Genomic DNA, 25,197 nt, shown 5'->3' with positions numbered 1-25,197 from the left:
TCATGAAGCGGTCTTTTTTATTCCTCATGAGAAGACTTTCCGGCAGGACCGGCAGAAACAAAACACCCGGCAAGAGTGAACTTGCCGGGTGGAGGAAGAGATATGAATTCCTTCGTGCCTAAAAACTCCGCGTATACCCCAAATTGATCGTCCAGGGACGATCGTATTTGTCTCCGTAGACATATTCGTAGTCCAGGTGCACCTGATCGCGGGCGCTGAGCTGCCATGCTACGCCGCAGCCAACCATGCCGCGGGTTCCATCCGTATTCGGACGCCACTGATTGCCGGCGGCCTTTACTTCACCGCCATTGCTTGCCTGCTGCGTAACACCGGTTTTCACGTAGCCCTGCACCAGCTGCCTGCCTCCGTTGACGCTCCATGTGCGTCCGGCTCGCAGGCGTCCGGCAAATTGCCAGATGTCGGCTGCGCTTCCCGCCACTTCCAGGCCCTGGTTCGTGACGATATGCGTGGAACCGGAATGAAGCCATGCGATTTGCACGGAGGGTTCCAGGAACCATCCTCCGGCGCTGCTCCACTGCCGCCCGGCTTCCATGCTCATTCCCAATCCCCAGTTGTCATAGCTGCCCCGTTCCGTGCCCCCGGGCTGGACCGCGGTCCATGCGGCATTGTAGCTCATTCCCTTGAGAACCGCGTCCGCAAACCACCCCCTGCTGTGCAGCCATGAGGCGTAAAGGCCTCCGTAACCGCTGTCCGTGCTGCCCTTGCTTCCCCAGCCGTCATGGAAGCGGCGGTCACTCCGGCGATATCCTCCGAAGAGGCCGGCAGCCAGCATGCTGTTTCTCCCGGATGCAACAATCCAGTCCGCGCCGCTGTCTGCCCCATACTGGTATTCCGTAAAGCCGCATACTCCGGCGATGCCCAGGTCCGTGTCCGTGCGTCCGGAAGCCGTGCGCGCCCAGTAGTGCCCCCTGGGCGCCTCTCCGGCGTTCCTGGCCTGTTGGTCCTGCTGCCTGTAAAAGTCCGCTCCCATGCGCAGCTCTCCCATGCGTTTGGAGAGGGTGTCAAGCTGTTCAAACCATCCCGTACTCATGCAGCCAAGCACATTGAGCAGTACGCCGCCCAGGTTGTTGTAGCCCTCCGGCGACAGGTCGTATCCATTACCTGCGGCGTTGAGTTTAAGGCCGTAGGAGTAAAAACCCGCATCAAGCGTTCCGGTAAAGAGCGTTGCCGCATTACTGTCTTCCGCCAGACTGTCCCATGTGATCATGTCGTGTATGAAGGACGGGGAGGAGGGAATGCCGCCTTGCAGGATGAAATGAACCGTGTGCGTGCCGGAAGCCTCCCCGGCGATGGCGATGCGGTCGCTTGTTCCGGCGGCCAGGTTGATGTTCATTGTAAAGGCCTGCGATCCGGAGAGGGAGCCGAGCTTCAATGTGTCACGGCCGCTTCCTTCAAAGGCTACATGCCCTCCGTCGCCCTTCAGGCCTCCTGAAAACTGGAAGTCCTGCCCTGTGCCCGTTGTATTGGCCAATAGGAGCGTTCCGGTGTTGGCAAGGGCCGATTCCACCTGCGCGCTGGTGAAGACATACATGGCGCCCGTGTTGGAGAATGCCTGGCCGCCCTTGAGCAAGCCTTGCAGAATAAACCCTTTGCTGTTGGTTTGCGTAGTGGCGGCCGTGTCAAATGTTGCACCTTCCTTGACCTCCAGGATTCCGGCGCTGAAGAGGTTGTCCGCTCCGGCAGTGACCAGGCCGGAGTTGATGAGGGTTCCCCCCGTGTGGTTCGCAGCGGAGGTGATGGTGATGCCGGCCGCATCGCTGTTCAGCTGCAGCGCGCCGCCGCCTGTAATCCGGGCAACGAGCGTCCGGTCGCTGTCCGGATCGGCCGGAGCGTCCAGAACCCAGGTTTTCCCATCATGGATGTTCAATTCCTTGAGTCCGTAGGTGAGGTGGATCCCCGTCTGGCCGCTGTGCTCATTGGTGCCGGCTACGGCAATATAGCTGTAGGTCGCGGTAACGGTATCCTGGTAGGTAACTTCGCGTTCCTCGCCGCCGGTGATGGCCTCGCCCGTATCAGCATCCACCAAGTCCAGAAGAGTTGTATTCGCGACGTTTCCGGCTTGTACCACCAGCAGGGCGTCCGCATTGATGGTGCCGTCCAGAGCCAGTTCCTGAAGATCGCGGTCCAGGAAGCCCGGTTGAGGAGCTATGTGGTCCAGACTGTCTTTCAGACCGGAGACGGCCAGCGTGGATGCCGACGTGATGTCAAGACTGCCGGAGACGGAGAGCTGGTGTTCCAGCCGGGAAGCGTCACCGTCCACCTGGACGGTAAGCGTTCCTCCGGCCAGATGCAGCTTGCTGATGGAAAAATTTTCCGTGACGGAGAGTTCGGAGCCGCTTCCGAGCCGCAGGGTTGCGGTGCCGAGCACGGTTTGTCCTGTGGCGTCCGGACGGAGCCGGGTATCAGTCAGGGCGATGGTTCCGCCAAATCCGGCCAGCGAATCCGGGAGGGTTACGGTGCCTGCGGACCGGATGTCCAGTGTGCCGGAACCTGTGATGTACGCGCCTGAGCCGGTCCGAATCTGTTCCATGTCGTTAATCAGGATGCTGCCTTCGTTGAGCGCAACTCCGTTCGTGAACAGATTGGTTCCGGTATTCCTCAGGTCAAGGGCTCCCTGTCCGGTTTTGAGCATTGCGTCGGAGGCTGTGACGTTTCCGTTCAGCAGGAGCGTGCCTTCGGTGTCTACCGTGCCGTTGAGGACGATCGAGGCGGCGTTGATCTCACTGACGGCGCCTTTGCTTCGAAGAGTGGCTCCGGCATTAAGCGTAAAGGATGTTCCCGTATCCGTCATGCTCCCCGTGCGCCCGAAAACGACTCCGTCCCTGAGTTCCAGCGTGCCTCCGTATACCGTGGTCTTTCCCCGGAAGTTGTTGTAACGGCTGGCAACCAGATGGGCGTCCGTACCCTGATAGCGTGTTCCGCTGAAGACGACCGTGCCGGAAGTGTCGTGATCAGTCCCATTGTCATCCGTATACCGGTTGATCGCGAGCGTTATTGCGTAGTCCGTTCCTGAGGTGATCGGGTCGTCAAACTGGATGTTCCGTCCTTCCCCGGCAGCCAACTGCAAGGAGCCTAACCTTTCAACATGGATGGCGTTGGCTGTTCCCCCGTCTACGGTAAACGTTCCGTTATCGTTGCGCGTGAAGGTTCCCCCTGTCATATTGCCGCTGAAAAGAACGTCGTGGGTCTGCGCCAGGAATTGCTGGGCGGCGTTGGTGCCGAAATTGTTGATCAGGATGGCTCCCCCTGCCGTGGGCGCGTAATTGTTCGTGAAATTCGCCCCGTCCTGAATGGTCAGCTGCTGATTCTTCAGGTAAATCGCCCCGCCGCTGCCGGAAGACGCCTGAATGTAATTTCCGATGAAGGAAACGTTGGCTCCCAGCGTGCACTCCCCCCCTGAAGACATCCAGATGGCACCTCCGTCACCGGATGATGCGGAGATGTAGTTGCCCGTGAAGCTTGCACCCGCCCCAACAGTGAGGGACGCAGGCCCTCCATTTGCCCGCACCGCAACCGCCCCGCCGGCTCCTTTTCCCGTTCCGGCGGCCAGGATGTAATTCCCGGTGAAGACGGCTCTGTCTCCCAGCGTGACGGAGGCGTCTCCGATCGTGATGTAGGTGCTGATCGCTCCGCCTTCACTGGCTGCTCCGTCTGCCGAGGTGGAAATATGGTTGCCGCTGAAAGTCGCGCGGTCTCCCAGAGTAATGGAGGTGGCGTTTCTATCGGCGCCTATCGCTCCTCCGTAGCTGGACTTGCCAGCCTGGACATAGTTGTCCGTGAACGTGGCGTCATCACCTATTTCAATGGAGGAGGAACCGCCCTTGGTAAACATTGCGCCACCCCCGCCGCCTGCTTTGTCTGACGCCAAAACATAGTTGGCATGGAAAACGGCGCCGATGCCCAGAGTGATCCGGGCATCGTTGGAGAACGCCAGAACTGCGCCTCCTCTAACCTCTCCGCTTGCGGAAGACGCGTAATTTCCGATGAAAACGGCATTGTCATCCAGCGAGACTGAAGCGAGACCTTGACCCTGAATGGCAATCGCGCCGCCGCCCGGAGCGGTGGAATCATCATAGATTCCCGTATTGTTGCGGAACGTGACTGCTCCGGTAAGATTCAGAGTGGCATTGCTGCCGAATCCCTCCACACGCAGGACCCGGTTGCCCGCATTCTCCCAGATGATGGAATTCATGTCAGCGCCATGGTCTCCTTTCTTCAGGAAAAACATGGGAGTTGTCCCCAGCCCAGCCAGATCCAGCGTGCGCGCTGCCGCCGTGTTGTCAGACTGAACGTTAATGAGAAGATTCAGGCCTCCGGTCAGCGTGGAGTCGTCGTTATGCAGGACTACCGTGTCGTTGGCACGCAGCAAACCGGACGCCCTCAATTCTTCCAATGTGCCGTACAGGTTGCTGCCCGGCATGGTGGACTGGGTGTTGTTCACAGTGTAGTCCGCACCGGATGCGGCCGGAAAGGTGCCGATGAACAGGCCGGCAAGCACGTAGCGGAGCAAAGGGGAAGGAAGATGTAGTCTCATGGTATTGAATGGATTTGGAAGCGAATTAATCTATTTGGAGCAATTTTCAGAAGTTATACGCCTGAAAGGCTATATTAGGCTATGACTGGGGAATCGGCAGCTGCACGCGGCGAGGAAGTAGTCATGGAGGATGAATATTCTTCAGGAAGGGGAACTGCATGCGCAGCAAAACAGGATAAGTTTAGCAGGAGATAAAATCTTGACGCTGAATGGTTCATGGATATAAATGTCATGTTTTCCAGTAGGGAATGAATGCAAATTAGCGGATTTCCAATCCGGAGACAGGGCCCATGCGCCAACAGCCTGAAAGGAGGCTCCATCCCTGGAACGGGAAATAATATCAGTGCAACTAACCTATAACATTTTGACGACAAGCTTTTTGGTTCCTTGAAAAATCCTGATGGCAACAGGAAGAATAGAAAAATTCCCATCTGTTTCTTTCCCGGATGCACGTCTTCCGTCCATTCAAATTTTCTGTCTATGGTCCAAATAATTTTGTATTAAATGCTTTTTTTCAAATTTATAGCTTGTCTCCGGATTGGAAATCCGATTTTGATACAAATAATTGATTGTGAGATTCATAGAAATCGCTTCAACACTGAGGCAGAAAGAAACAATGAAAATGAAAGCAAAAGGGAAAAAAGGACTTACAGCGCAAACCCGGCGGCCGCGCCATAGCCCCAAGCGTAAAATCAACGAAGAACTCATCAAACTGGTTATGGAGCTCCGAAAGGTTCGCAACATTGGAATCCGGCTGCTCAATGTGAACTTCTTTTGAAGCAGGGGAAGAAAAGTCATTCCCCATTCAGCCTATTCAGACAGACCGTTCTTTGCAGAACCGGAGCTTCCCTGGCTCAAAAAACTGATGGATTGAAGGACAAATTATCCCGTTCTACCAGAATGCAGACAAGATACGGAAAGAAGCCGGACGTGCTGAAGGAAGCGCTGGACCGCTTCGAATAATTCTGCAAGGCGCACTAATCGCCGACTCAGCTACTTCTCACTTTCCAGGGACCGCCTCATTCATGGAGCGGTCCTTTTTATTGAGGAGTGAAAAGACAATTCCACCTCTATGAACTTCAAACACAGTATCTAACATATTGTTGGCTTCATTGACATTTGAATGCATAAAAGGCTATCATAAGTACCGTTTCCGTTAATCCTGCATCTGCATGAACTCTCCCTCTTTCAGCGCTCTCTCTTCCGTCCTCCTGCTGTATTCCCTGGCTGCACTGCCCCATGCAGAAGATGTTCCAACTACGGACGACCGCTCCCTCTACATCGAATCGGAAACGGAAGTTGCCTCCCCTCAATGCCTCCTGGACAAGGGAGACCAGGATGAGGACAAAAAACGCACGGAGGTGGGTATCGGGGAAGTGGTCATCTTGACTTTAAACGGAAAGCGATTACGGGGGGTGGACCTGGACTCTCTTGAATGGTCCCTGGAGCCGGAGAAGGCGGCCGCCATTGAAAAATCGGACCAGGAAAAAAATCAGGCTACACTGACAATCAATAGCGACCTCACTCAGGACACCACGCTGAAGGTTCGGGTCAAAACCAGCCTTGACGACGAATTGCCGGAAAGAGACCCCTTCATTTTCAGCATTCTCGTTCCTTCCGGCATTAAGGCGGAACATTCCGGGAAACGAGTGGAAAAGCACCCCCAGGACAAGGAGAAAGACAGACCGGGAGCTTCCTCCAAGCTTGTCATGACCTTTCATCCCCTGGCTGTCAGCTTCAGCAACATTTCCATCATGGAACGGGCGGAAGACCCGGAAGGATTCACCCCCGTGCATATCCCGGGAAAGCTGCGGATAAGGCCCAACGCTCTCAACATTCACCGTCATGACAACATCGGCTGGAGATGGGACAAGGAGCAGGAGATTCGCTTAAGGCATTTGCAGAACATGACGCTTCCCGATTCCTTTTCATGGACCTGCGGATGGTACGTACGCGCCGACGGCAAGGACTGCTGCAAGATTGGCAATGACACGTACGGCCAGGATTTCAGTTTTGAGTACGAAGATGAAAGGGAAACCAATAAAGACTCCCCCACCAGGGGCTTGAAAAACATCAAGGTAAGCATCACCAAATTCGGATGCACCGTCACGCGCAGCACAGCAGACGACGCCCTGCATGCCGACTCTACCGCCAATCCATAACCTCCTGATTGCAGCATCATGAATAAATCTTATCCACTCCTTCTGTTATTCGTCTTTTTCTCGCTGTCTTTTCCCTGTGCAGCCTCTCCGGAGCAGGGCGGGCTCCCCCTCCCCTCCGCTATCAGGAATCTGAACAAACAGAACCCGGAACTCCTGCGGCTCAAGAAACTGCTGGCCAGCGGCCAGGTCATCCTGTTCTACCAGGGGGCCGACAAAATGCGGAAAGAAGCCAGACGCTACCGGAAAAAGGGCGTTACGCCTCAGGAGCTGACGGACGGGCTTTTTCTGTGCTACCTGATTGCCACGGCACCGTTCATTGACCTCAATGATTACAACAATGTCGAATGGGTTTCCGAATATACTGATGTGGATCACACCGTCAAAGAATTCATGTCCAACACCATCCCGTTCATCGCGCTGACGGACAAAAACAGCAAGCTCCCGAACAAGGAAGAAGCCCTGCGGTTTTATTTAAGCGCCACTGCTCTGGTAATTAAACAATTCCACAGGCAGGTGGATTACGCTTTTGACGCTACGGAGATTTGCGCCTGCATGCTCATTGATTACGCCTCCAACATGTCCGACGAGCAGGAAACGAAGCTGTTCAACAAGACAAGTGCAATAAGTGCAAGAAGCAACCATGCTCGAGCCGTTATCAAAAGAAGAGAACGCGGATTCATTAGGGAACTGATGGCATGCTTTCCGACCAAGGCCCAGGAGGTCAAAAAATACCTGCATTTGGCCGGATACGGAGACAAGGATATTCCGGCTCTGCTGGAGAGGACTGTCGGTAGGGCGCCGGAAGCCGCCTACCTGTACAAGGGCTTGCCTAAACGAAGGGATTAAGATGCCTCTTGCGCATGATCCCGACGACTTTCCGATTCTCATACCGCAAAAAAACTTTTCGCCTTGAGGAATTTCTATCGGAATACCAAAAGCATGAGCCGCTGAAATAAGTTATTTTCCATTCCACAAGGAGCTCCTCATTCACAGAGCGGTCCTTTTATTCTTCGGGGGAAGGCTCGCCGTCCCCCTGTGACACCCGGCACCAGAATCCCCCGTCCAGCTCCGGCATCAAAGGCTTATAGCCGTGCTGCCGCAGAAAAGAATCATCATCCCGTGAACTGGTGTGGATGATGTCCGGTATGCCCTGCTCAATGTAATCATACTGCTCCCTGACCATTTCCTCCGACGGGAAGTTTTGAAGGAACCAGTATCTTCCGCACGGCTTCCAGTCCCAGGTAATGCCGAAGCCCCTGTCCAGCCAGCCCAGATACAGGACGGAGGCTTCGGAAAAAGAGGCCAGCCGTTCCCGGACGGCGGGGGAATAAAACTCCCTGCCATTCCAGACAAAGTCTCCTTTCCGGACGGCGCCCGTCAGCCCGGCAGCCACTCCGGCCCCCGTGAGGCAGGCGATTGCCAGCGTTGCGGCCGCCATCCGCGGCATGCACAGGGAAAAGCGCCGTTCCGCCCGGGCCACAAAGAAGATAGTCACCCAGATCATCATGGGTGAAAGGATGGAATTGTAATAGTAGTTGTACACGCTGAACATCTCCACCTTGAAGAAGATATACAGCAGGGCCGTAAAGAGGAGCGCCTTTTGCGTTTTTAATTGACGCCAGCCCGCTATCGCCAGAGCCCAGATGACGGCCACCCACATCAGTACGTCGGACAGGCAGCGGACCGGAGCCGGCCTGAGCAGCCTGGCCCACCATGTGGTATCCTGGGACACCGTTCCATAACGCACGGAGCACAACAGGTACTCATTCATCGCTTCTTTCCAAACACCGTTGGATACCAGCCAGGCCGAACAGGGGACAACCACGGCCAGGAAGCCGGCTAGCGCCACCCCTAAAGCCACCGCCGCTTCTTTTCTCCGCCCGTTCCACCACAGCCACAGGCACAGAACCCCGCCTAAAGCGCACACGGGAAAGGCTATGGAGAACTTCATCATGGAGGCTGCCCCGGCAAATACCCCGGCCGTGCCGAACAGAAACAGCAGGCTGCGCCTGTCCCGCATCCGGAAATACCGGACCAGCCCGTAAACCACGGCCGCCATCCCCGGCCAGCACAATTCCTCCACCCCTCCCCCGCGCTGGAAGGGAAACGAATCAAACAGAAACAGGCACAACAGCATGGAAGCCAGCAGGCTGCCGCGTTGTGACAGATAAAAACGCGCCGTCCCGCAAGCCAGCAGAAGCGTCGTAAAAAGGGTTACGCACTGAATGAGGAATATTCCGGCAAATGAATGCCCGTCAATCCACGCGGCGGCATAATAAATCCAAACCAGCAGGGGCCCCTTGCTGTCCGCCATTTCCACATAGGGGAGAAGCCCGTGAAGCAGCCCCCGCCCGAACATGAAAAAAATGGAAGGGTCCGGAGATGGATAAAAGGAGTACAAGGGAGAGGTATCCGAACACGCTCCAATCACGATAACGGACCAGATAAGAAGCGTCAGCGGGATTTTCCACCCCAGCATAGCCATGGAATCATTTTTCCCTGTCATAGGTTGGGTAGCAACAAGTGGGATTGTGCGGATTACAAATCCGAACTAGATAGGCAACAATGCGAATGTAAGAAGAATATTCATCATATTCAAGCATATATGACAATTTCTAACAAATATTCTTCTTGTTAAGAATATCCGGGGAAATAATGGGTAGAGTTGGAGAAATGCATTTGATATGAAAAAGTAGTATTGACTTCGGATTTGTAATCCGCAACAGGCCGTGACACGGAAATGTACGCCATGCCTCGCAACCGGGTTGCCCTGTCCGGAAAGGCATGATTAAATGAACCTTATATGAATACCCCCGTTCTCAATGACAACCTGCGCGCCGCCACGGAAGCCCTTTGCAACCTGCTTGCCAAGGAAGACCAGGTTGTGGCCTCCAAGGCAAAAATCGGCCTCTTTTTCCAGAATCCGGAGGCAACCAAGCTTTTTGAAGAAGTAAACGCCTACGGAGAAGAACTGCGCAACAAGCACCTGGCCGGCATGCCCCCCACGGAAGAGGAAATCTCCAAGTTCGATACCCTGCGTGAAAACGTGGTCAAGAACGATGCCGCCCGCGGCTTCCTGGAAGCCCGCCAGACCATCGATGAACTCCTGAACACCATCAATCATTATCTGGGCATGTCCATCGACCTTGGCCGTGCGCCCACTCCGGAAGAAATCGAGGAAGCCCGGCAGCGCGCCATGAGCGCCCAGACTTCCTGCTCCTGTGGCGGCAGCTGCGACAAGGAAAGCTGCGATTGCGACGGCAATTGCGACCACGACCACGATCACAAGGACGGGGGCTGCGGCTGCGGCAACCACTAAAAAAGCGATCTTTCAACCTTTCGTCAAACGGCTTCACTCCCAGGTGAAGCCGTTTTTCATTGACGGCATGCGTCAACGCCGCCCTTCCAGGACATGTACGTATCCAGTCCGGCACACGCCCTGGCCTGAAAACCGTCAGGGGCTTCACAAGCCTTTGCGGCAACCGGAAAAACTGAGCGCCAGCGAACCAATATCAAAAATTGCGGCCCATGACCGCATATTCTCTCAGATGCCGCAGAAGCCTGCGGCGTTCCATAAAGGCTTTTTCAAAAGAGGGCCGCATTTGCACGCCGCCTGCATTTTCCCCACCCCGCTTTCTTCATCAGGACGGGCAAGACGCTTGAACGGGAGATGGGCCCATGTTAGCCTCATTCTAAGGAATCATGACTTTTTCCAACCGCCCAGCTTCCGCTTCCCTGCCGTTTATCAAAACGGATTTCCCGTTGTTCCTGGCTCCGATGGCCGGAGTAACGGACCCCATTTTCCGCACCATCTGCAAGGAACTGGGGGTTGACGTCATGGTGACGGAGTTCGTCTCTGCGGAAGGCATTCTCCAGGCATGGGAGAGAAACCGGAGGTACACGAAGATAGAAGACGCGCACCGCCCCATAGGCATTCAGCTTTTCGGCGCGGACGGGAACCACATGGGAGAGGCCGCCAGAATAATCCTGGACCATGAGAAACCGGATTTCATCGATATCAACTTCGGCTGTCCGGTCCCCAAAGTGGTGGGCAAAAATGGAGGGTCCTCCCTGCTGAAAGACCTTCCCCTGCTGGCCTCCGTGGCCGGAGGCGTGGTGAAAGCCGTGGGCGACCGCATCCCCGTCACGGCCAAAATACGCATTGGCTGGGATTTCCAGAGCCTGTGCGCCATGGACGCGTGCCGCCTGCTGGAGGATGAGGGAATTTCCATGATTACCATTCACGGGCGTACCCGTTCCCAGCAGTATTCCGGCACGGCCAACTGGGACATCATTGACGAATGCGCACGGACCATGTCCGTGCCGGTCATCGGGAACGGGGATATTTCCACCCCGCAGGCGGTAGCGTACGTGAAGGAAAACACAGCCGTCAGCGGCGTCATGATCGGCCGGGCGGCCATGGAGAATCCATGGATTTTCGGAGACGCCAAATATTATCTGCTGCACGGAGCCATGCCTCCGGCCAGGGATCCGCAGGAAAAGACGGACCTGATCCTGCGTCATGCCCGGATGGCCCTGGAGTCCCGCCATTACGGGGACGAACTCCACACCATGCGCCACATGAGGTCCCGCATTCTGGCTTACACGAAGGGGTTTCCGGGAGCCAAGGAAATGCGCTCCCGCCTAGCTCGCGTCTCCAGCATGGCGGAGCTGGAAGACCTGCTTTCCACCCTTCCCCGCCGGCGCTCCTGAGAGCGGGAAAAATCCCGCCCTCCGGGAGATTCCGCAGGCCCGGCAAGCGGCATGGGAGGAAGGCCGTCTTCCCCTTCCCCCTCCGCACCTGAAAAAAAATGCCCTTTTGAGGGAAGCTAAGTTGACTTTACGCCTCGAACCTGTCAGAAATAGGGGAGTATCCTGCCGTCCCGTTTCGGCAGACTTCCAACCATAGACTCCAGAGATCGACGTGTACTCCAACGAATCATATCTCATCGAACTTCTTACGCAGGCCGGCTATCTGAATGAAGAGATTCTTCAATACGCGCGCAGTCAAAAATCTCCCACCCAGGACCTGGTCGATTTCCTGATCCAGGCCAATTATCTTACAGAAGACGTCATCGCGCAAGTGGCGGCTTCCACATCCCTGCTGCCCGTCGTGGACCTGGGCTCCATGCACATTCCCCAGGAGGTGCGCGAACTCATCACGCCGGAGCTCGCCAGGCGCTTCCGGGCCATCCCCATTTCCGACGACGGCTTTTCCGTCAACATCGCCATTGACGACCCGCTGAATCTGGAAACCATGGACAGCCTGCCCCAACTGATGGGACGCGACGTGATTTTCAGCGTCGCCACCCACAGCGCGGTGGAAAGCCGCCTGAAAGAATTTTACCGTGACCTGACCGTTCCGGCAGACGCCGCCGGCCTGGATGGGGACGACGGAGACGCGCCCATCATCCGCCTGGTGCAGCAGATGCTGACGGACGCCTTCAAGATGCGGGCGTCCGACATTCACATTGAGCCCATGGAAAACCGGCTCCGCATCCGCTACCGCGTGGACGGCAAGCTGGTGGAGGTGGCCACTCATCCCAAGAAGCTGCTCAGCCCCATCATCGCGCGCCTCAAAGTGATGAGCACCACCATGAGCATCGCGGAAAAGCGCATGCCCCAGGACGGCCGAATCCAGATGAACATCGGCGGCAAGCAGATTGACCTCCGCGTGTCTTCCGTGCCCAGCAACCATGGGGAAAGCATCGTCATGCGTATTCTGGACAAGTCAGCCCTGGTGCTGGGCCTCCCCCAGCTCGGGTTCTTCTCGGATGACGAAGCCGTGTTCGACCGCCTCATCACTCTTCCGGACGGCATCATCCTGGTAACGGGCCCCACCGGTTCCGGTAAGACCACCACCCTTTACGCGTGCTTGAACCACATCAACCGCCCGGATAAAAAGATCATCACGGTGGAAGACCCCGTGGAATACGAACTTTCCGGCATCAACCAGGTGATGGTAAAGGCGGACATCGGCATGACCTTTGCCGCCGCCCTGCGCGCCATGCTCCGCCAGGCCCCCAACATCATCATGATCGGGGAAATTCGAGACATGGAGACGGCCAGCATCGCCATCAACGCCTCCCTGACGGGTCACCTGGTATTTTCCACCCTCCACACCAATGACGCCCCCAGCGCCGTGGCCCGTCTGGCGGACATCGGCATCAAACGCTTCCTGATCGCCTCTTCTGTCCGGGCCATCATGGCCCAGCGTCTTGTCCGCAAGCTGTGCGACCGCTGCAAGGTGGACGGCGTGCTGACGGAAAAGCAGGCGCATACGCTGAACATTGACATGTCCCGTCTCACTCCGGGCCAGATCAAGGCCCCCCACGGCTGCGACTTCTGCCGCGGCGGCGGGTTCAAGGGCCGGATGGGCCTGTTTGAAATTTTCGAGATCGACGACGAAGTGCGACGCATGATCAACGAGAACCTGACCTCCCCCCAGCTGCGCCAGCGCGCCCGGGAACTGGGCATGAGAACCCTGAGAGAGGACGGCGTGCGCAAGGTGCTGGCCGGCCTCACCTCTCCGGAAGAAGTGCTGAACGTCACCATGGGAGACGCCAACTGATTTTCCCCCGCAATTCATTCTGATTATTATGGACACCAATCTTACACTGGAACTTTTTATCGGCCGGGGAATGATCGACAAATCCCTGGCGAAGGACATCAAGGAGGAAATGACCGTCTCCGGCAAGGAGCTGCCGGAAGTGCTGGCAGACTTCGGCATCATCGGCAGCAAGGACGATATCTGGCAGATGATCGCCAGCGACCTGGGGACGGAATTCATTACGCTGGACAACTTCCAGCCGGACCCGAACGTGCAGAACATGATGCCGGCCACGCTCGTGCGCCTGCACGGCGCCCTGCCCGTGCGGCACGGCCCGGAAGGCCTGTACGTCTGCCTGGTGGACCCCCTGAATCCGCAGACGGTGGAGGACCTGCGCTTCGCCCTCGGCCAAGACATCCACGTCCTCATCGCTCCGGATTACCAGATTTCCGAACGCATCAACGAACTGTACGGCGGGGAATCCGCCGCCATGACGGACCTGATGCAGGAGCTCAACAACATGCAGGTCAACAATGAAACGGAAGATTCCGCCGCCGCGCCCGTCATTCGCTTTGTGGACCTGGTCATCACGCAGGCCATTAAGGAAAAAGCATCCGACATTCACTTTGAACCCTTTGAAAAGGAATTCAAAATCCGCTACCGCGTGGACGGCTCCCTTTATGAAATGCAGCCGCCGCCCGTTCACCTGTCCGTCCCGGTTATTTCCCGCGTCAAGGTCATGGCGAACATGAACATCGCGGAACGCCGCGTTCCGCAGGACGGCCGAATCGTCAAGCAGATAGGGAACCGGGCGGTGGACATGCGTGTTTCCTCCCTGCCCACCCAGTACGGTGAATCCGTGGTGCTCCGCGTGCTGGACCGCTCTTCCGTCAACCTGAACCTGGACAACCTGGGGCTCCCCCCGCATATTCATGAATATATTCTGGATACGGTCCACAAACCCAACGGCATTTTCATCGTCACCGGTCCCACCGGCGCCGGCAAGACCACCACGCTGTATGCCGCCCTGCGGGAAATCAATACCATTGATTCCAAGGTGCTGACGGCGGAGGACCCCGTGGAATACGACATCGACGGCATTATCCAGATCCCGATCAATGAAGCTATTGGCCTGGATTTCCCGATGGTGCTCCGCGCCTTCCTGCGACAGGACCCGGACCGCATTCTGGTGGGGGAAATGCGAGACATGGCGACCGCCCAGATCGCCATCCAGGCATCCCTGACGGGCCACCTGGTGCTCTCCACCCTGCACACGAACGACTCCGCCGGCGCCATTACGCGACTGGTGGACATGGGCTGCGAACCTTTCCTGGTGGCAGCCTCCCTGGAAGGGGTGCTGGCCCAGCGCCTGGTGCGCACCATCTGCCCGGACTGCCGCACGCCGTATGAACCCTCCTCCACCATCCTCTCCCAGCTTGGCGTGTCTCCCTATGAACTGGGAGACAAGCATTTCTTCACGGGCCGCGGTTGCGACAAATGCTCCAACTCCGGCTACAAGGGCCGCAAGGGGATCTACGAGCTTCTGGATATCAACGATACCCTGCGGGACATGATTACGGACCGCGCGCCCTCCGTGGTGCTGAAGCAGAAGGCCATTGAAATGGGCATGTCCACCCTGCGTGAAGACGGCCTGAGAAACATTTACGACGGCAATACCACCATTGAAGAAGTGCTGAAGTATACTTAATGGACAGCCGGATACCGCACCCACCATTTCAACCACCAAGCAGAAAACACTTAAAACACCACATATATGCCTAAATATCAATATACAGCACTTGACCATAAAGGCGACCAGAAAACGGGTACCCTGGAGGCCAATTCCGAAGCGGAGGCCATGGAATCCATCCGGGCGCATGGCCTGTACCCCACCCAGATCGTAGAAGCGGGAAAAGGCAAGATTCAGCAAACGCCCGCCGCCAAGAAGAAGGCCAAGGGAGGCAAGAAGCAAAAAGGCAGGCTGGGCGGCAGAATCAAGGCCAAGGCCCTGATGATTTTCACCCGCCAGCTCGCCACCCTGATTGACGCAGGGCTTCCCCTGCTCCAGAGCTTGAACGTGCTGGCCAAGCAGGAGGCGAACCCCAACCTGCGCGTGACCATTGAAGCCCTGGGCGATTCCGTGCAGGGCGGCTCCACCTTCTCCGAAGCCCTGGCCCAGCATCCCAAAATCTTTGACCGCCTGTTCGTGAACATGGTGAAGGCCGGTGAACTCGGCGGTGTGCTGGAAGTCGTGCTGAACCGCCTGGCGGAATACCAGGAAAAGGCGCAGAAACTGAAGAGCAAGGTGATCTCCGCCATGGTGTACCCCTCCATCGTGCTGTTCATTGCGGTGGGCATCGTGATCTTCCTGATGCTGGTCATCGTCCCCAAATTCAAGGCGATGTTCGCGGAACAGAACCAGGAGCTTCCCGCCATTTCCGAATTCGTGTTCGGCATCAGTGACTGGTTCATGGCCGCGCCATTATTCGTGCCCAACGCCGTCATTCTGGCCGCCGTCGTCGCCATCCTGTACGCTATCTTCACGGCCATGAGCAAGACGCCCAACGGCCGCCGCAAGATTGACTCCGCCCTGCTGACCATGCCGGTCATCGGCAACGTGCAGAGCAAGAGCGCCATCGCCCGCTTCGCCCGTACCTTCGGCACGCTGGTGACCTCCGGCGTTCCCATCCTCCAGGCGCTTACCATCACCAAGGATACCGCCGGCAACATGATCGTGGGAGACGCCATCGGCCTCATCCATGATTCCGTGAAGGAAGGTGAATCCGTGGTAACGCCCATGTCTTCCTCCAAGCTCTTCCCGCCCATGGTGATCTCCATGGTGGACGTGGGTGAAGAAACCGGCCAGCTTCCGGACATGCTCCTCAAGATCGCGGACGTGTACGATGATGAAGTGGACAATGCCGTGGGAGCCATGACCTCCATGCTGGAACCCATCATGATCGTATTCCTGGCCGTGGTCGTGGGCGGCATCGTGTTCGCCATGTTCCTGCCCCTACTGCAGGTCATTGAAAAAATGGGTTAACCTCCCTACGCAGAACCAGATGAAGATTCGATCCGCATACAGCCGCCTCCGGGCGGCAAAGGGCTTCACCCTCATGGAAATCCTGGTGGTGATGGTCATCATCGTGGTGCTGGCCACGCTGACCATCTCCATCTACACCTGGCTTGAAACCAGAAAGAACGAGCAGGCCACGGAATCCATCGTCCGCAAGATTGAAATGGGGCTGGAAAGCTACCACAGCGACCATGACCGCTACCCCTACGGTACGGAAGCCCCTTTCAACAATCACGGCGTGGCCGTGGCAAACGGTGAGGAATACAGCTCCAACGTCGTTTACATGGCCCTGTTCGGGGACCACAAGAATGAAGGCGTGCCCGGCAGGGATACCACCATTTACAATGACGAACTGAACCCCGCCACCCAGCCCAAGAGCAACCCGACCGTCCGGGAAGTCCACGTGAAAAGCAAGGACGGGAGGCCGGTCACCCTCTACATTCTGGCGGACCCGTGGGGCTCCCCCTACCGCTACCGCCTGGGCAGCGAGCAGGCCATCCCCACCAAATCCGCCAATGCCAAGAACCTGAAAATGGGCAACGGCCTGAATCCGGATTATGATTTCTGGTCCTTCGGCAAGGACGGGGACAGCGATCTCAAAGACCCGCATGCCCCTGAAAACGAGGACGACATCGGCAACCTGCCGAAGTTCTGATCCTTCCTTTTTCTCCGCGAACGGCCCTTTTTTCCGGCAGCCTTCCTCCCTCTCCGGCGGAGGAAGGCTGCTCTGCGTACAGGGCACTATTTGCTGGCATCCGGACAGGTTCTGGCGTATGATCCGGGCATTGCCATGAAACGCATTTCCCTGATTGTTCCCTGCCTGAATGAAGAACAGGCCATTCCGGCGTTCAAGCAAGAAGTAGACCGGGTTTTCAAGGAACACCTGGCGGCCTATGCCCTGGAACTCATCTTCGTGGATGACGGTTCCACGGACCATACCTTGGAAATGGTCAAGAAACTGGCAGAGCATTCCCCGGAGGTGAAATTCATCTCCTTTTCCCGCAACTTCGGGAAGGAAGCCGCCATCTATGCGGGGCTGGAAGCCGCTACGGGAGATTACGCGGCCGTCATGGACGTGGACCTTCAGGATCCTCCCTCCCTGCTTCCGGAGATGGTGAAAGCCATCGAGGAGGAAGGATACGACTGCGCAGGCACGCGCCGCGTCACCAGGCAGGGGGAACCGCTGCTGCGGTCCTTCTTCGCGCGCGCCTTTTACAAGACGATTCACCGGATATCGGACACGCACATCGTGGACGGGGCCCGGGATTACAAGCTGATGACGCGCCCCGTGCTGGAAGCCCTGCTTTCCCTGAAGGAATACAACCGCTTTTCCAAGGGGCTGTACGAATGGGTGGGCTTCCGCACCAAATGGTTTGAATACGAGAACGTGGAACGGGTAGCCGGAGAAACCAAGTGGTCTTTCTTCAAACTGTTCCTGTATTCCATTGAAGGCATCGTGGCCTTTTCCACCGCTCCCCTGGCGCTGGCTTCCATCATGGGGGTGCTCCTCTCCTTCATTTCCTTCCTTTCCATCATTGTACTGACGATCCGTGAATTGATCTGGCCCCATTCCGCCTACGGCTGGACTTCCATGGTGTGCGTCTTCTGCCTGATGGGAGGCATCGTTCTGCTGTGCCTGGGCATCCTGGGCCAGTACCTGGCCAAGACCTATACGGAAGTTAAAAAGCGCCCCATTTACATTGCCAGGGAACGCTCCATCGCTCCTTCCAACTAGCCCTCCCCATGGATACCGAACCGGATTTCAGCATCGTCACGCCCAGCTATAACTACGCCAGGTACGTGCGGGAGTGCATTGAAAGCGTCAAGAACCAGGAAGGGGCCACCTTTGAACACATCATCCAGGATGCGGGCTCCACGGATGGAACGCTGGACATCCTGAATTCCTATCCGCACCTGAAACTCCATGTGGAAAAGGATTCCGGCATGTCGGAAGGCATCAACCGCGGATTCCGCAAGGCACGCGGCAAGTGGGTCATGTGGCTGAATACGGACGACCGGCTGCTGCCGGGCGCTCTGGCTGCGGTCAAGGCTTTTGCGGATTCCCGGCCGGATGCGGACATCGTGCACGGCGCCTGGAACTTCATCGGCCCGGACGGAGCCCTCCAGCGGCCCATGAAAGCCCTTCCCTACAGCCTGAACATGCACATCTGGTACGGAACCTACCTGGCCTCCACCGCACTGTTCCTGCGCCGGAGCACCACGATTGAAGAAGGGTTTCTGCTGGACGAACGGTTCCGCTACGATATGGACGGGGAATATTACGCGCGCCTGGGCCGTGCCGGAAAAAAGTTTGTCCATTACAACAGGCTGCTGGCGGATTTCCGCTGGCACGGCGACAACCTGAGCGCCCCCAATGTGGAACGCCGGGACATGGACGCCGAATTAAAACGCCAGAAGCAGCACAGCGAAGACGCCGCCATCAAGCGCGTTTACGGCTATTCCTTTTCCAAGCAGAGCTGCAACAACATCCTGGACGGCTTCATGCGGGAGGCCTACCGCATGAAAAAGGCCTTCCTTTACCTGACCACTCCCTGGGAAAAGTAATCCGCTGCTCCCTCTCCTTCCCTCCTCCCCGGAGCCTCCGGCCCGTCCTCCCAATCTCCGGCACTCCCTTCCTTTCCATAAAGGCGCTTCCCGGTACGACAGAGGCCGCAGCCGTTTTACAGCCGCGGCCCGTCACAAACCGGATGGAAAAAGGATAAAACCTTAATTAAGGCTGTCAAACAGCTCTTCTTCCCGGAAGAATCTCACCAGTTCCACGGCGGCGGATTCCCGGCTGTCGGAAGCATGGCAGATGTTCATCATGCTGTCCGTTCCGTAATCGCCGCGGATGGTGCCTTTCTGCGCCTTCTGGGAATTGGTGGGCCCCAGCAGTTCGCGCACGCGTACAATGACGCCGGGCCCCTTCAGGGCGATGGCGATGACCGGAGAGCTGGTCATGAAATCAAGCAGTTTCGGGAAAAGCGGTTCCCCATTGACGACAAGGTCCAGAATATGGGCGTAATGTTCCCGGAGGACCGGCTCGTCAAGCTGAATCATCTTTATGCCGCGCAGGCGAAACCCTTCGGACAAAAAACGTTTCAAAATGGTGCCGGAAAGGTTTTTCCGCACGCAATCGGGTTTCAGCAAAATCAGCGTTGTTTCTTCTTGAGTGTTTGGCATAAAATTAGCGAAGTTTCAGGATGAAGTGAGGGAATTACACCCTAATCCCCGGCAGGTCAAGGATAATTGCGCAACTGGTCTTTTCCGCCGGGAAAGGAATTCGTCACAGGCTTCTCTTATAGGAATCACACCGGTTCCGCCATCCGGCAAGCCAGCGCGCCTCTCCGCGGGCCGGCGGGCTGTTGTCCACGCGACGCTGGAGCACCCTTTTGGCCGCCTCCGCAAACTCAACCGCCGCAGGCTGTCCGGGAGAGGCCGGGCGCATCTCCTCCAGCACCTGCCTGAGCCCCCAACCCTGCCCCCGGTATTGTTCCGCGGGGTTGGTTCCCTCCCCCTTGAAATTCACGTAATCAATCAGGGCATACATGCCGTTGGGCGCCGTCGCCACGGCATTGTAGCGGGCAGCCATTTCCGCCGGACGGCGGGACTGGCTCTTGATGCGCCCCAGGGCAGCCACGGACCTGGCAATAATGAAATCCGCCTGCATTTGCAGAGCCGCCGGGCTGGACAGCCACTGGCGCATCCGTTCAGGAAGGCCGCCCCGTACGTCCGCCGCTTCAAATTCCGCCCTGGTGCGCCACGGGGCCGCGCCGGAAAACCATTCCGGAACGCGTGCTCCCCTCTTACGGCAAAACTGGACAAAGGAGGGAAAGCTTTCCTCAAACCTTTCCGTAATCCCGGCGGGGAACCAGATGAAATGCCCAATGCCCAGGGAGGGGAACGCCTCCCCCCGGTTCCAGGAAACCAGCCCCTTTACTGTTCCGGCGCATTCATTCTGCCAGATTTTCCGCGCGATCTTCGCCTTCACTTCTCCTGCATCCGGAGCCGCCTGAACCCAGCCGGGCACGCAGCACGCCAGCATCAGGATAAAACCTGCCATTTTTCCATGCATGGGGTTACTTTCCTTCCCCGGCGCGGGCAAGTCAAGCCGCTTCAATTTCTCGTGCCAAAGACGGCGCCCCATGCTACGCTTGCCGCGCACGGCATGATTCTGGCGTTTAACAAACCTTACGGGGTCCTTTCCCAATTCACGCAGGAGGCTCCCCACCACCGGACACTGGCCGAATTCGGCTTTCCTGCCGGCGTGTATCCCGTCGGCAGGCTGGACGCGGATTCGGAAGGGCTGCTGCTTTTATCCGATGAGAAAGCCCTGGTGGACCGCCTCCTGAACCCCTCCAACCGGCATCCCAGAACCTACTGGAGCCAGGTGGAAGGCGTTCCGTCCGCCACGGACCTGCTTCCTCTGGAACGCGGCGGCCTCTCCATCCAGGGGTACCGCACGCTGCCCTGCCGGGTGCGCCCCATGCACGGAGAGTCGGACGTACCGCCCCGCAATCCTCCTGTCCGCTACCGCGCAGCCATTCCCACCTCATGGCTGGAATTGACGCTCGTGGAAGGAAAAAACCGCCAGGTGCGGCGCATGACCGCCGCCATCGGGTTTCCCACGCTCCGGCTCCTGCGCGTCCGGATCGGGAGGTTCACCCTGTCCGGCCTGGAACCCGGCGCGTGGAAGGAGCTGGACTCCCGTGAACGAAGGGAGCTCATGCCGTAATATAGGCTTGATTAGGGGGAGGCGCAGCCTGTATATGTCTTTCCGCATCAGGAGATCCTACCTAGACCTTTTTACATGAAAGCCGAACTCGTCGAACAAGCCGCCAAAATCATTCCCGAGCCCCAGATGCTGATCAACGTGGTTTCCCGCCGCGTTGCCCAGCTCAACAATGGCCGCGCTCCCTTGGTCCCCACCACCCCCCACATGGGCAACGCGAACATTGCCCTGACGGAGATCGTTGAAGGCAAGCTCGTCTATCATGCGGAATCCGACAGCCTCCAGGAAGACAGCCAGTAAAAAGCACGTCCCCCTTATTGCCGTTCCGGCCCGGATTTCCGCACGGAACATCCCCTCTTCAACCAGGCCCCCGGCTCTTCCAGCCCGGGGCCTTTTCATCCCTCCCCTCCAGTCATGAGCTCCGACATCTCCACCAACAAGAAAGCCCGCCGGGATTACGAAATCCTGGACACCTACGAATGCGGCATGGAACTCAAGGGAACGGAGGTCAAATCCATCCGCGCCGGCAAGGTGAACATCGCCGATTCCTTCGCCAGGGTGGAAAACGGCCAGATGCTCCTGTACGGCTGCGACATCCAGCCGTGGGAAACTGCCGGAGAGTTCTTTCAGCACCAGTCGCGCCGCCCGCGCCGCCTGCTGCTCCACAAACGGGAAATTTTCAAACTGGAACAGCAGACCTCCCAAAAAGGCTGTTCCCTGGTCGCCCTCAAGCTGTACTGGAAAAACGGCAAGGTAAAACTGGCACTGGGCCTTGGCAAAGGCAAGACCCACCGCGACCAGCGCTATGACCTGAAGGCCCGCGTGGAAATGCGGGAAGCCCAGCGGGAAGTGGCCCGCATCAACCGCCGTTAATCAACGCCGTCCGCTTCTTCCTTTCCGGAGGCCGTTCCCGTTTCCCTGCTCTCCGCTCTGTATTCTGCCGGAGTGAGCGGGAACGCCCTATAGAAAAGCCGCCGCGGGAAAGGGACTATAACTTCCAATCCACGGGCAACTCCACCTGGCCGCCCTTCTTGTCGTCATAACGGATGAAACCGTGCTCCGCCCCGTACCAGTGGACATCCCGCGTCACCTTCACGTCAAAACAGCAATAGCGGGCAATATCCATCAGCAGGTCCGTATTTCCCGTCTGCACGTATTCCGCCCACCACTTGAGGGCCTGGGTGCCCACGGCCGTTTTTGAAGAGCCGATGGAAGCGGCGGCCACGGAATCCAGCTTGACGCGCACGCCGCCGCGCTGTTCGATGTCCTTGCACAAATCGAGGTTGTTCGTGATGTCGATCATATTCCACATCGTATAGCGCTGGAGCACGCCGTAGTCGAAATGCTCGTGGTTGTACCCTACCACCAGGTCGGCCTGGCGAAGCTGCAGGATGAGGTCGTCCACCATCTCCTCGGAATAAATCGTGTACTTGCCGGAAGCCGTGGAATAAGTCACGCCCACGGAAACGCGCATGTCGGCCGTATTGTGCCAGCCGCCCACCTCCGCTGCGGAATGACGGGTTTCCAAGTCAAAATACACGATGTCTCTCATCGGAGGAAACGTACATTATTTGCCACTTTTGGACAAGTCCCACTTGAACGGAAGGCGCGTTTGTGGTGAAAATAGGTTCATGCAGCCCCGTTTCCACATCGTCATGTTCCATCCGGAAATTCCGCATAACACGGGGGCTGCGGGGCGGCTGGCGCTGGCAACGGGATCCAGGCTCCACCTGATCCGGCCACTGGGGTTCAGCCTGGATGAAAAGCACGTGCGGCGCACGGGACTGGACTACTGGGCCAAAGTGGACCTGCATGTCTGGGACAGCCTGGAGGAGTTAAAACAGGCGGCAGATCCCTCCGCGCGGTTCTGGTACCTGAGCACCAAGGCGCGCCGCTCCCACTGGGAGGCGGATTTCCGGGAGGGGGATTACCTGGTCTTCGGCCCGGAATCCCGCGGACTGCCGGAAAGCATGCTGAAGGAACACGCGGGCACCGCCCTGACCATTCCGATGCCCGGAGAAGGCTCCCGCAGCCTGAACCTCTCCACCGCCGTGGCGATTGTCCTCTATGAAGGATTGCGCCAGCTCGGCATCTGACACGGAGACCGGAGCAATCCTTCTTGCCGCCCCAGTCACGACAGGCCACGGGCATGAATGGACTTCCCGGCAACGGCGGCGGTCCAATCGGAAATGGAAGGAGCTCCCTAGCCAGGAGAAGAAGCGGTCTCCGCGCCCTTCCGCCGCCAGGGGCGCACCAGATAAAAGAGAATCAGGGAGGCGACAGCGCCGCAGGTATCGCAGAACATGTCTTTCTGGGCGTCCCATATATCGCCCTGGGAGCCGAGAAAATCATTCGCGTCATTCCCGCCCACAATGACCGCATACTGCCATTCAATGATTTCATACGCCGCGGCTACAGCCATCACGAAAAAGAGGCCGAAAATCCCCGCCAGCACTTTCCCCGCATATTGCTTGCGCACCAGATACTCCGCTACGGGAAACGCATAAAACCCCACCGTAAAATGGGCCACCCGGTCAAACGGGTTCCGGAGGGCTCCCACCAGCTCCCGGAACCACTCGAAAGGCACTTCCGCAAACGTGTAATGCGCCCCCACCGTATGGCAGGCCAGCCAGAAAAACATCAGCGTGTAGGACCAGTTGCTGAAACGGAATCTCCGGAACCCGGCCGCCAGGAGGACGACCGCCAGCGCCACGGGAATCACCTCCGCCACCCAGACGGAACGGGAAGAAGGGGAAATGCCAAGGGCAATGAACAGCACGGCGAATACCGCCAGCAGGTAGAAGGGATAATTTTTCATGAGGGAGAGAGGAGAAGCAGAAAAGCGCGGGAGCCGACACAGGAAAGGCGCCGGAGATTACCTCCGGCGCCTTTTCCGTTAAAAAACTTTTACCGCATGTCAATGGTAGGCACCGGAATGCGGTCCTTGGGGCCCGTATAAAGGGTCAGGGGCCTGTACAGCGTATTGTCCTCCATCTGTTCCAGCACCTGGGCCACCCAGCCGCAGCAGCGGGCAATGGAGAAAATAGCGGTGAACAGCCTGGTGGGAATGCCAATGCTGTAATAAACCGTGGCGGAATAAAAATCCACATTGGCATTCAGCCCCTTGCGTTCCCGGACAAGTTTGGCGATGCGTTCCGACATGCGGATCCACTTGGGTTCCCCGATCCGGGAGGAAAGGCGGATGGCCATGCGGCGCAGATGCGGAGCGCGGGGATCCAGCACACGGTACACGCGGTGGCCCATGCCCATGATCTTTTCCTTCCGCGCCAGTTTGTCCTCAATGTAGGAATCCACCTTGTCCTCCGTACCTATTTCCTTGAGCATCTCAATCACGCCTTCATTGGCGCCGCCGTGAAGCGGCCCTTTCAACGTGCCGATGGCCGCCGTGATGGCGGAATACATGTCTGAAAGAGTGGCGATGCAGACGCGCGCCGCAAAGGTGGAGGCATTCATGCCATGGTCGGCATGCAGGATGTAGGCCACGTCCAGAATGTGCGCTTCATCCCGGTTCGGCTCCTCTCCTTTCAGCAGCCACAGGAAATGTTCCGCCTCATTCAGATCCTCCCGCACGGGGGGAAGGTCCAGCCCCTGGCACAGACGGTAATAGTACGCCACCATCACGGGCACCTTGGCGATGAGGCTGAGGCCTATCTCTTTCAACTGGCCGGAATCCTTCGTCCGGTCGTCATACATGCCGAGCATGGAAACCGCCGTCCGGAGGGCGGACATGGGCCGGGCGGACTTGGTGGCCGTTTTAAAGAAATCCAGAATGGGCTGGGGAAGGTCGCGGTCGGAACGGAGGCGCTTCTTGATGCCCTCCAGCTCATCCCGGTTGGGCAGCCGCTTGTTGAGAAGCAGGTAAATCACTTCTTCAAAACAGCACATCTCCACCAGGTCATCAATATCGTAGCCCAGATACAGCAGACGCCCTTCCTCACCGCGCACATCACTCAAGGCAGATTCATTAGCTATGATTCCTTTTAAACCTTTGGGATATGTGTGTCGTGCGGAAAAAGTGTCATTGCTCATGTTTTAAAAAATGCTACTAGTGATGAAGATTACCGATTAAAAGTCTAACAATCTTCCAGAAAGTCAAACCTT

At 57.4% G+C, this 25,197-nt stretch carries 22 protein-coding genes; 15 read left to right on the top strand and 7 right to left on the bottom strand.

The features are described from left to right. Nucleotides 1-118: 118 nt before the first annotated feature. Nucleotides 119-4,555, bottom strand: a complete 4,437-nt coding sequence (locus J5W70_RS08935; protein ID WP_022396642.1) for an autotransporter outer membrane beta-barrel domain-containing protein — start codon at nt 4,553-4,555, stop codon at nt 119-121. Between the two features lie 616 nt (nt 4,556-5,171). Here J5W70_RS08935 and J5W70_RS08930 point away from each other — a divergent pair. The 3 genes from J5W70_RS08930 to J5W70_RS08920 all read left to right on the top strand — a co-directional run bounded on the left by J5W70_RS08930 (nt 5,172) and on the right by J5W70_RS08920 (nt 7,563). Then, on the top strand, nt 5,172-5,333 hold the full coding sequence (locus J5W70_RS08930) for a hypothetical protein (protein ID WP_022396641.1): 162 nt from the start codon (nt 5,172-5,174) through the stop codon (nt 5,331-5,333). 394 nt (nt 5,334-5,727) lie between these two features. Further along, nucleotides 5,728-6,717 (top strand): hypothetical protein, encoded by a 990-nt coding sequence (locus J5W70_RS08925; RefSeq protein WP_022396640.1) that lies wholly within the window; start codon nt 5,728-5,730, stop codon nt 6,715-6,717. Between the two features lie 18 nt (nt 6,718-6,735). Continuing rightward, a complete protein-coding gene (locus J5W70_RS08920; RefSeq protein ID WP_022396639.1) occupies nt 6,736-7,563 on the top strand; it encodes a hypothetical protein in 828 nt (275 codons plus the stop codon). Nucleotides 7,564-7,720: 157 nt separating this feature from the next. On the opposite strand, the gene J5W70_RS08915 is transcribed toward J5W70_RS08920, so the two are convergent. Further along, nucleotides 7,721-9,202 (bottom strand): glycosyltransferase family 39 protein, encoded by a 1,482-nt coding sequence (locus tag J5W70_RS08915; protein WP_022396638.1) that lies wholly within the window; start codon nt 9,200-9,202, stop codon nt 7,721-7,723. Nucleotides 9,203-9,520: 318 nt separating this feature from the next. On the opposite strand from J5W70_RS08915, the gene J5W70_RS08910 reads away from it, so the two are divergent. The 8 genes from J5W70_RS08910 (at nt 9,521) to J5W70_RS08875 (ending at nt 18,908) form a co-directional block, all read left to right on the top strand. Continuing rightward, the gene (locus J5W70_RS08910; RefSeq protein ID WP_022396637.1) at nt 9,521-10,036 is read left to right on the top strand and encodes a YlbF/YmcA family competence regulator; all 516 of its coding nucleotides are present in this window, start codon (nt 9,521-9,523) and stop codon (nt 10,034-10,036) included. Between the two features lie 383 nt (nt 10,037-10,419). Beyond that, nucleotides 10,420-11,430, top strand: coding sequence for a tRNA dihydrouridine synthase DusB (gene dusB, locus J5W70_RS08905; protein WP_022396636.1), 1,011 nt, complete (start codon nt 10,420-10,422; stop codon nt 11,428-11,430). A gap of 211 nt (nt 11,431-11,641) precedes the next feature. Next, entirely contained in the window at nt 11,642-13,288 is a 1,647-nt protein-coding gene (locus J5W70_RS08900; protein ID WP_022396635.1) for a GspE/PulE family protein, read from the top strand. 28 nt (nt 13,289-13,316) lie between these two features. After that, entirely contained in the window at nt 13,317-14,975 is a 1,659-nt protein-coding gene (locus tag J5W70_RS08895; RefSeq protein ID WP_022396634.1) for a GspE/PulE family protein, read from the top strand. A gap of 66 nt (nt 14,976-15,041) precedes the next feature. Further along, complete coding sequence (locus tag J5W70_RS08890) at nt 15,042-16,310, top strand: type II secretion system F family protein (protein ID WP_022396633.1); 1,269 nt, start codon at nt 15,042-15,044, stop codon at nt 16,308-16,310. Between the two features lie 19 nt (nt 16,311-16,329). Next, nucleotides 16,330-16,998, top strand: coding sequence for a prepilin-type N-terminal cleavage/methylation domain-containing protein (locus J5W70_RS08885; protein WP_022396632.1), 669 nt, complete (start codon nt 16,330-16,332; stop codon nt 16,996-16,998). Between the two features lie 135 nt (nt 16,999-17,133). Further along, nucleotides 17,134-18,078 carry a glycosyltransferase family 2 protein gene (locus J5W70_RS08880; RefSeq protein WP_022396631.1) on the top strand — a complete coding sequence of 315 codons (945 nt, stop codon included), beginning with the start codon at nt 17,134-17,136 and terminating at the stop codon, nt 18,076-18,078. Between the two features lie 8 nt (nt 18,079-18,086). Next, nucleotides 18,087-18,908, top strand: coding sequence for a glycosyltransferase family 2 protein (locus J5W70_RS08875; protein ID WP_022396630.1), 822 nt, complete (start codon nt 18,087-18,089; stop codon nt 18,906-18,908). Between the two features lie 162 nt (nt 18,909-19,070). Here the strand turns inward: J5W70_RS08875 and J5W70_RS08870 are convergent, their stop codons facing one another. Both J5W70_RS08870 and J5W70_RS08865 read right to left on the bottom strand, forming a co-directional pair. Beyond that, entirely contained in the window at nt 19,071-19,526 is a 456-nt protein-coding gene (locus J5W70_RS08870; protein WP_022396629.1) for a nucleoside-diphosphate kinase, read from the bottom strand. Between the two features lie 103 nt (nt 19,527-19,629). Further along, nucleotides 19,630-20,406 carry a hypothetical protein gene (locus tag J5W70_RS08865; protein ID WP_146018134.1) on the bottom strand — a complete coding sequence of 259 codons (777 nt, stop codon included), beginning with the start codon at nt 20,404-20,406 and terminating at the stop codon, nt 19,630-19,632. Between the two features lie 105 nt (nt 20,407-20,511). On the opposite strand from J5W70_RS08865, the gene J5W70_RS08860 reads away from it, so the two are divergent. The 3 genes from J5W70_RS08860 to smpB all read left to right on the top strand — a co-directional run bounded on the left by J5W70_RS08860 (nt 20,512) and on the right by smpB (nt 21,948). Beyond that, nucleotides 20,512-21,078: a pseudouridine synthase gene (locus J5W70_RS08860; protein WP_022396627.1), complete on the top strand. Its 567-nt coding sequence runs from the start codon at nt 20,512-20,514 to the stop codon at nt 21,076-21,078. Nucleotides 21,079-21,153: 75 nt separating this feature from the next. Next, nucleotides 21,154-21,375, top strand: a complete 222-nt coding sequence (locus J5W70_RS08855; protein WP_022396626.1) for a DNA-directed RNA polymerase subunit omega — start codon at nt 21,154-21,156, stop codon at nt 21,373-21,375. Between the two features lie 114 nt (nt 21,376-21,489). Continuing rightward, a complete protein-coding gene (smpB, locus tag J5W70_RS08850) occupies nt 21,490-21,948 on the top strand; it encodes an SsrA-binding protein SmpB (RefSeq protein WP_022396625.1) in 459 nt (152 codons plus the stop codon). Nucleotides 21,949-22,063: 115 nt separating this feature from the next. On the opposite strand, the gene J5W70_RS08845 is transcribed toward smpB, so the two are convergent. Then, the gene (locus tag J5W70_RS08845; protein ID WP_022396624.1) at nt 22,064-22,627 is read right to left on the bottom strand and encodes a ribonuclease H-like domain-containing protein; all 564 of its coding nucleotides are present in this window, start codon (nt 22,625-22,627) and stop codon (nt 22,064-22,066) included. Nucleotides 22,628-22,706: 79 nt separating this feature from the next. Between J5W70_RS08845 and J5W70_RS08840 the strand changes: the two genes are divergently transcribed. Then, entirely contained in the window at nt 22,707-23,171 is a 465-nt protein-coding gene (locus J5W70_RS08840) for a tRNA (cytidine(34)-2'-O)-methyltransferase (RefSeq protein ID WP_022396623.1), read from the top strand. Between the two features lie 107 nt (nt 23,172-23,278). Here the strand turns inward: J5W70_RS08840 and J5W70_RS08835 are convergent, their stop codons facing one another. Together J5W70_RS08835 and J5W70_RS08830 are read right to left on the bottom strand one after the other, a co-directional pair. Further along, nucleotides 23,279-23,893 (bottom strand): DUF2238 domain-containing protein, encoded by a 615-nt coding sequence (locus tag J5W70_RS08835; protein ID WP_022396622.1) that lies wholly within the window; start codon nt 23,891-23,893, stop codon nt 23,279-23,281. An 89-nt stretch (nt 23,894-23,982) separates the two neighbouring features. After that, nucleotides 23,983-25,125, bottom strand: a complete 1,143-nt coding sequence (locus J5W70_RS08830) for a citrate/2-methylcitrate synthase (protein WP_022396621.1) — start codon at nt 25,123-25,125, stop codon at nt 23,983-23,985. Nucleotides 25,126-25,197: the final 72 nt, after the last annotated feature.

It is taken from the genome of Akkermansia massiliensis, assembly GCF_018847375.1.
Taxonomy (GTDB): domain Bacteria; phylum Verrucomicrobiota; class Verrucomicrobiia; order Verrucomicrobiales; family Akkermansiaceae; genus Akkermansia; species Akkermansia massiliensis.
This window is presented reverse-complemented; position numbering and strand designations above follow the sequence as displayed.

What these genes read in the sequence shown, in the direction of transcription:
- J5W70_RS08935 (WP_022396642.1), bottom strand. Translation starts at nt 4,555, where the DNA reads ATGAGACTACATCTTCCTTCCCCTTTGCTCCGCTACGTGCTTGCCGGC.
- J5W70_RS08930 (WP_022396641.1), top strand. Translation starts at nt 5,172, where the DNA reads ATGAAAATGAAAGCAAAAGGGAAAAAAGGACTTACAGCGCAAACCCGG.
- J5W70_RS08925 (WP_022396640.1), top strand. Translation starts at nt 5,728, where the DNA reads ATGAACTCTCCCTCTTTCAGCGCTCTCTCTTCCGTCCTCCTGCTGTAT.
- J5W70_RS08920 (WP_022396639.1), top strand. Translation starts at nt 6,736, where the DNA reads ATGAATAAATCTTATCCACTCCTTCTGTTATTCGTCTTTTTCTCGCTG.
- J5W70_RS08915 (WP_022396638.1), bottom strand. Translation starts at nt 9,202, where the DNA reads ATGGCTATGCTGGGGTGGAAAATCCCGCTGACGCTTCTTATCTGGTCC.
- J5W70_RS08910 (WP_022396637.1), top strand. Translation starts at nt 9,521, where the DNA reads ATGAATACCCCCGTTCTCAATGACAACCTGCGCGCCGCCACGGAAGCC.
- dusB (WP_022396636.1), top strand. Translation starts at nt 10,420, where the DNA reads ATGACTTTTTCCAACCGCCCAGCTTCCGCTTCCCTGCCGTTTATCAAA.
- J5W70_RS08895 (WP_022396634.1), top strand. Translation starts at nt 13,317, where the DNA reads ATGGACACCAATCTTACACTGGAACTTTTTATCGGCCGGGGAATGATC.
- J5W70_RS08890 (WP_022396633.1), top strand. Translation starts at nt 15,042, where the DNA reads ATGCCTAAATATCAATATACAGCACTTGACCATAAAGGCGACCAGAAA.
- J5W70_RS08885 (WP_022396632.1), top strand. Translation starts at nt 16,330, where the DNA reads ATGAAGATTCGATCCGCATACAGCCGCCTCCGGGCGGCAAAGGGCTTC.
- J5W70_RS08880 (WP_022396631.1), top strand. Translation starts at nt 17,134, where the DNA reads ATGAAACGCATTTCCCTGATTGTTCCCTGCCTGAATGAAGAACAGGCC.
- J5W70_RS08875 (WP_022396630.1), top strand. Translation starts at nt 18,087, where the DNA reads ATGGATACCGAACCGGATTTCAGCATCGTCACGCCCAGCTATAACTAC.
- J5W70_RS08870 (WP_022396629.1), bottom strand. Translation starts at nt 19,526, where the DNA reads ATGCCAAACACTCAAGAAGAAACAACGCTGATTTTGCTGAAACCCGAT.
- J5W70_RS08865 (WP_146018134.1), bottom strand. Translation starts at nt 20,406, where the DNA reads ATGGCAGGTTTTATCCTGATGCTGGCGTGCTGCGTGCCCGGCTGGGTT.
- J5W70_RS08860 (WP_022396627.1), top strand. Translation starts at nt 20,512, where the DNA reads ATGATTCTGGCGTTTAACAAACCTTACGGGGTCCTTTCCCAATTCACG.
- J5W70_RS08855 (WP_022396626.1), top strand. Translation starts at nt 21,154, where the DNA reads ATGAAAGCCGAACTCGTCGAACAAGCCGCCAAAATCATTCCCGAGCCC.
- smpB (WP_022396625.1), top strand. Translation starts at nt 21,490, where the DNA reads ATGAGCTCCGACATCTCCACCAACAAGAAAGCCCGCCGGGATTACGAA.
- J5W70_RS08845 (WP_022396624.1), bottom strand. Translation starts at nt 22,627, where the DNA reads ATGAGAGACATCGTGTATTTTGACTTGGAAACCCGTCATTCCGCAGCG.
- J5W70_RS08840 (WP_022396623.1), top strand. Translation starts at nt 22,707, where the DNA reads ATGCAGCCCCGTTTCCACATCGTCATGTTCCATCCGGAAATTCCGCAT.
- J5W70_RS08835 (WP_022396622.1), bottom strand. Translation starts at nt 23,893, where the DNA reads ATGAAAAATTATCCCTTCTACCTGCTGGCGGTATTCGCCGTGCTGTTC.
- J5W70_RS08830 (WP_022396621.1), bottom strand. Translation starts at nt 25,125, where the DNA reads ATGAGCAATGACACTTTTTCCGCACGACACACATATCCCAAAGGTTTA.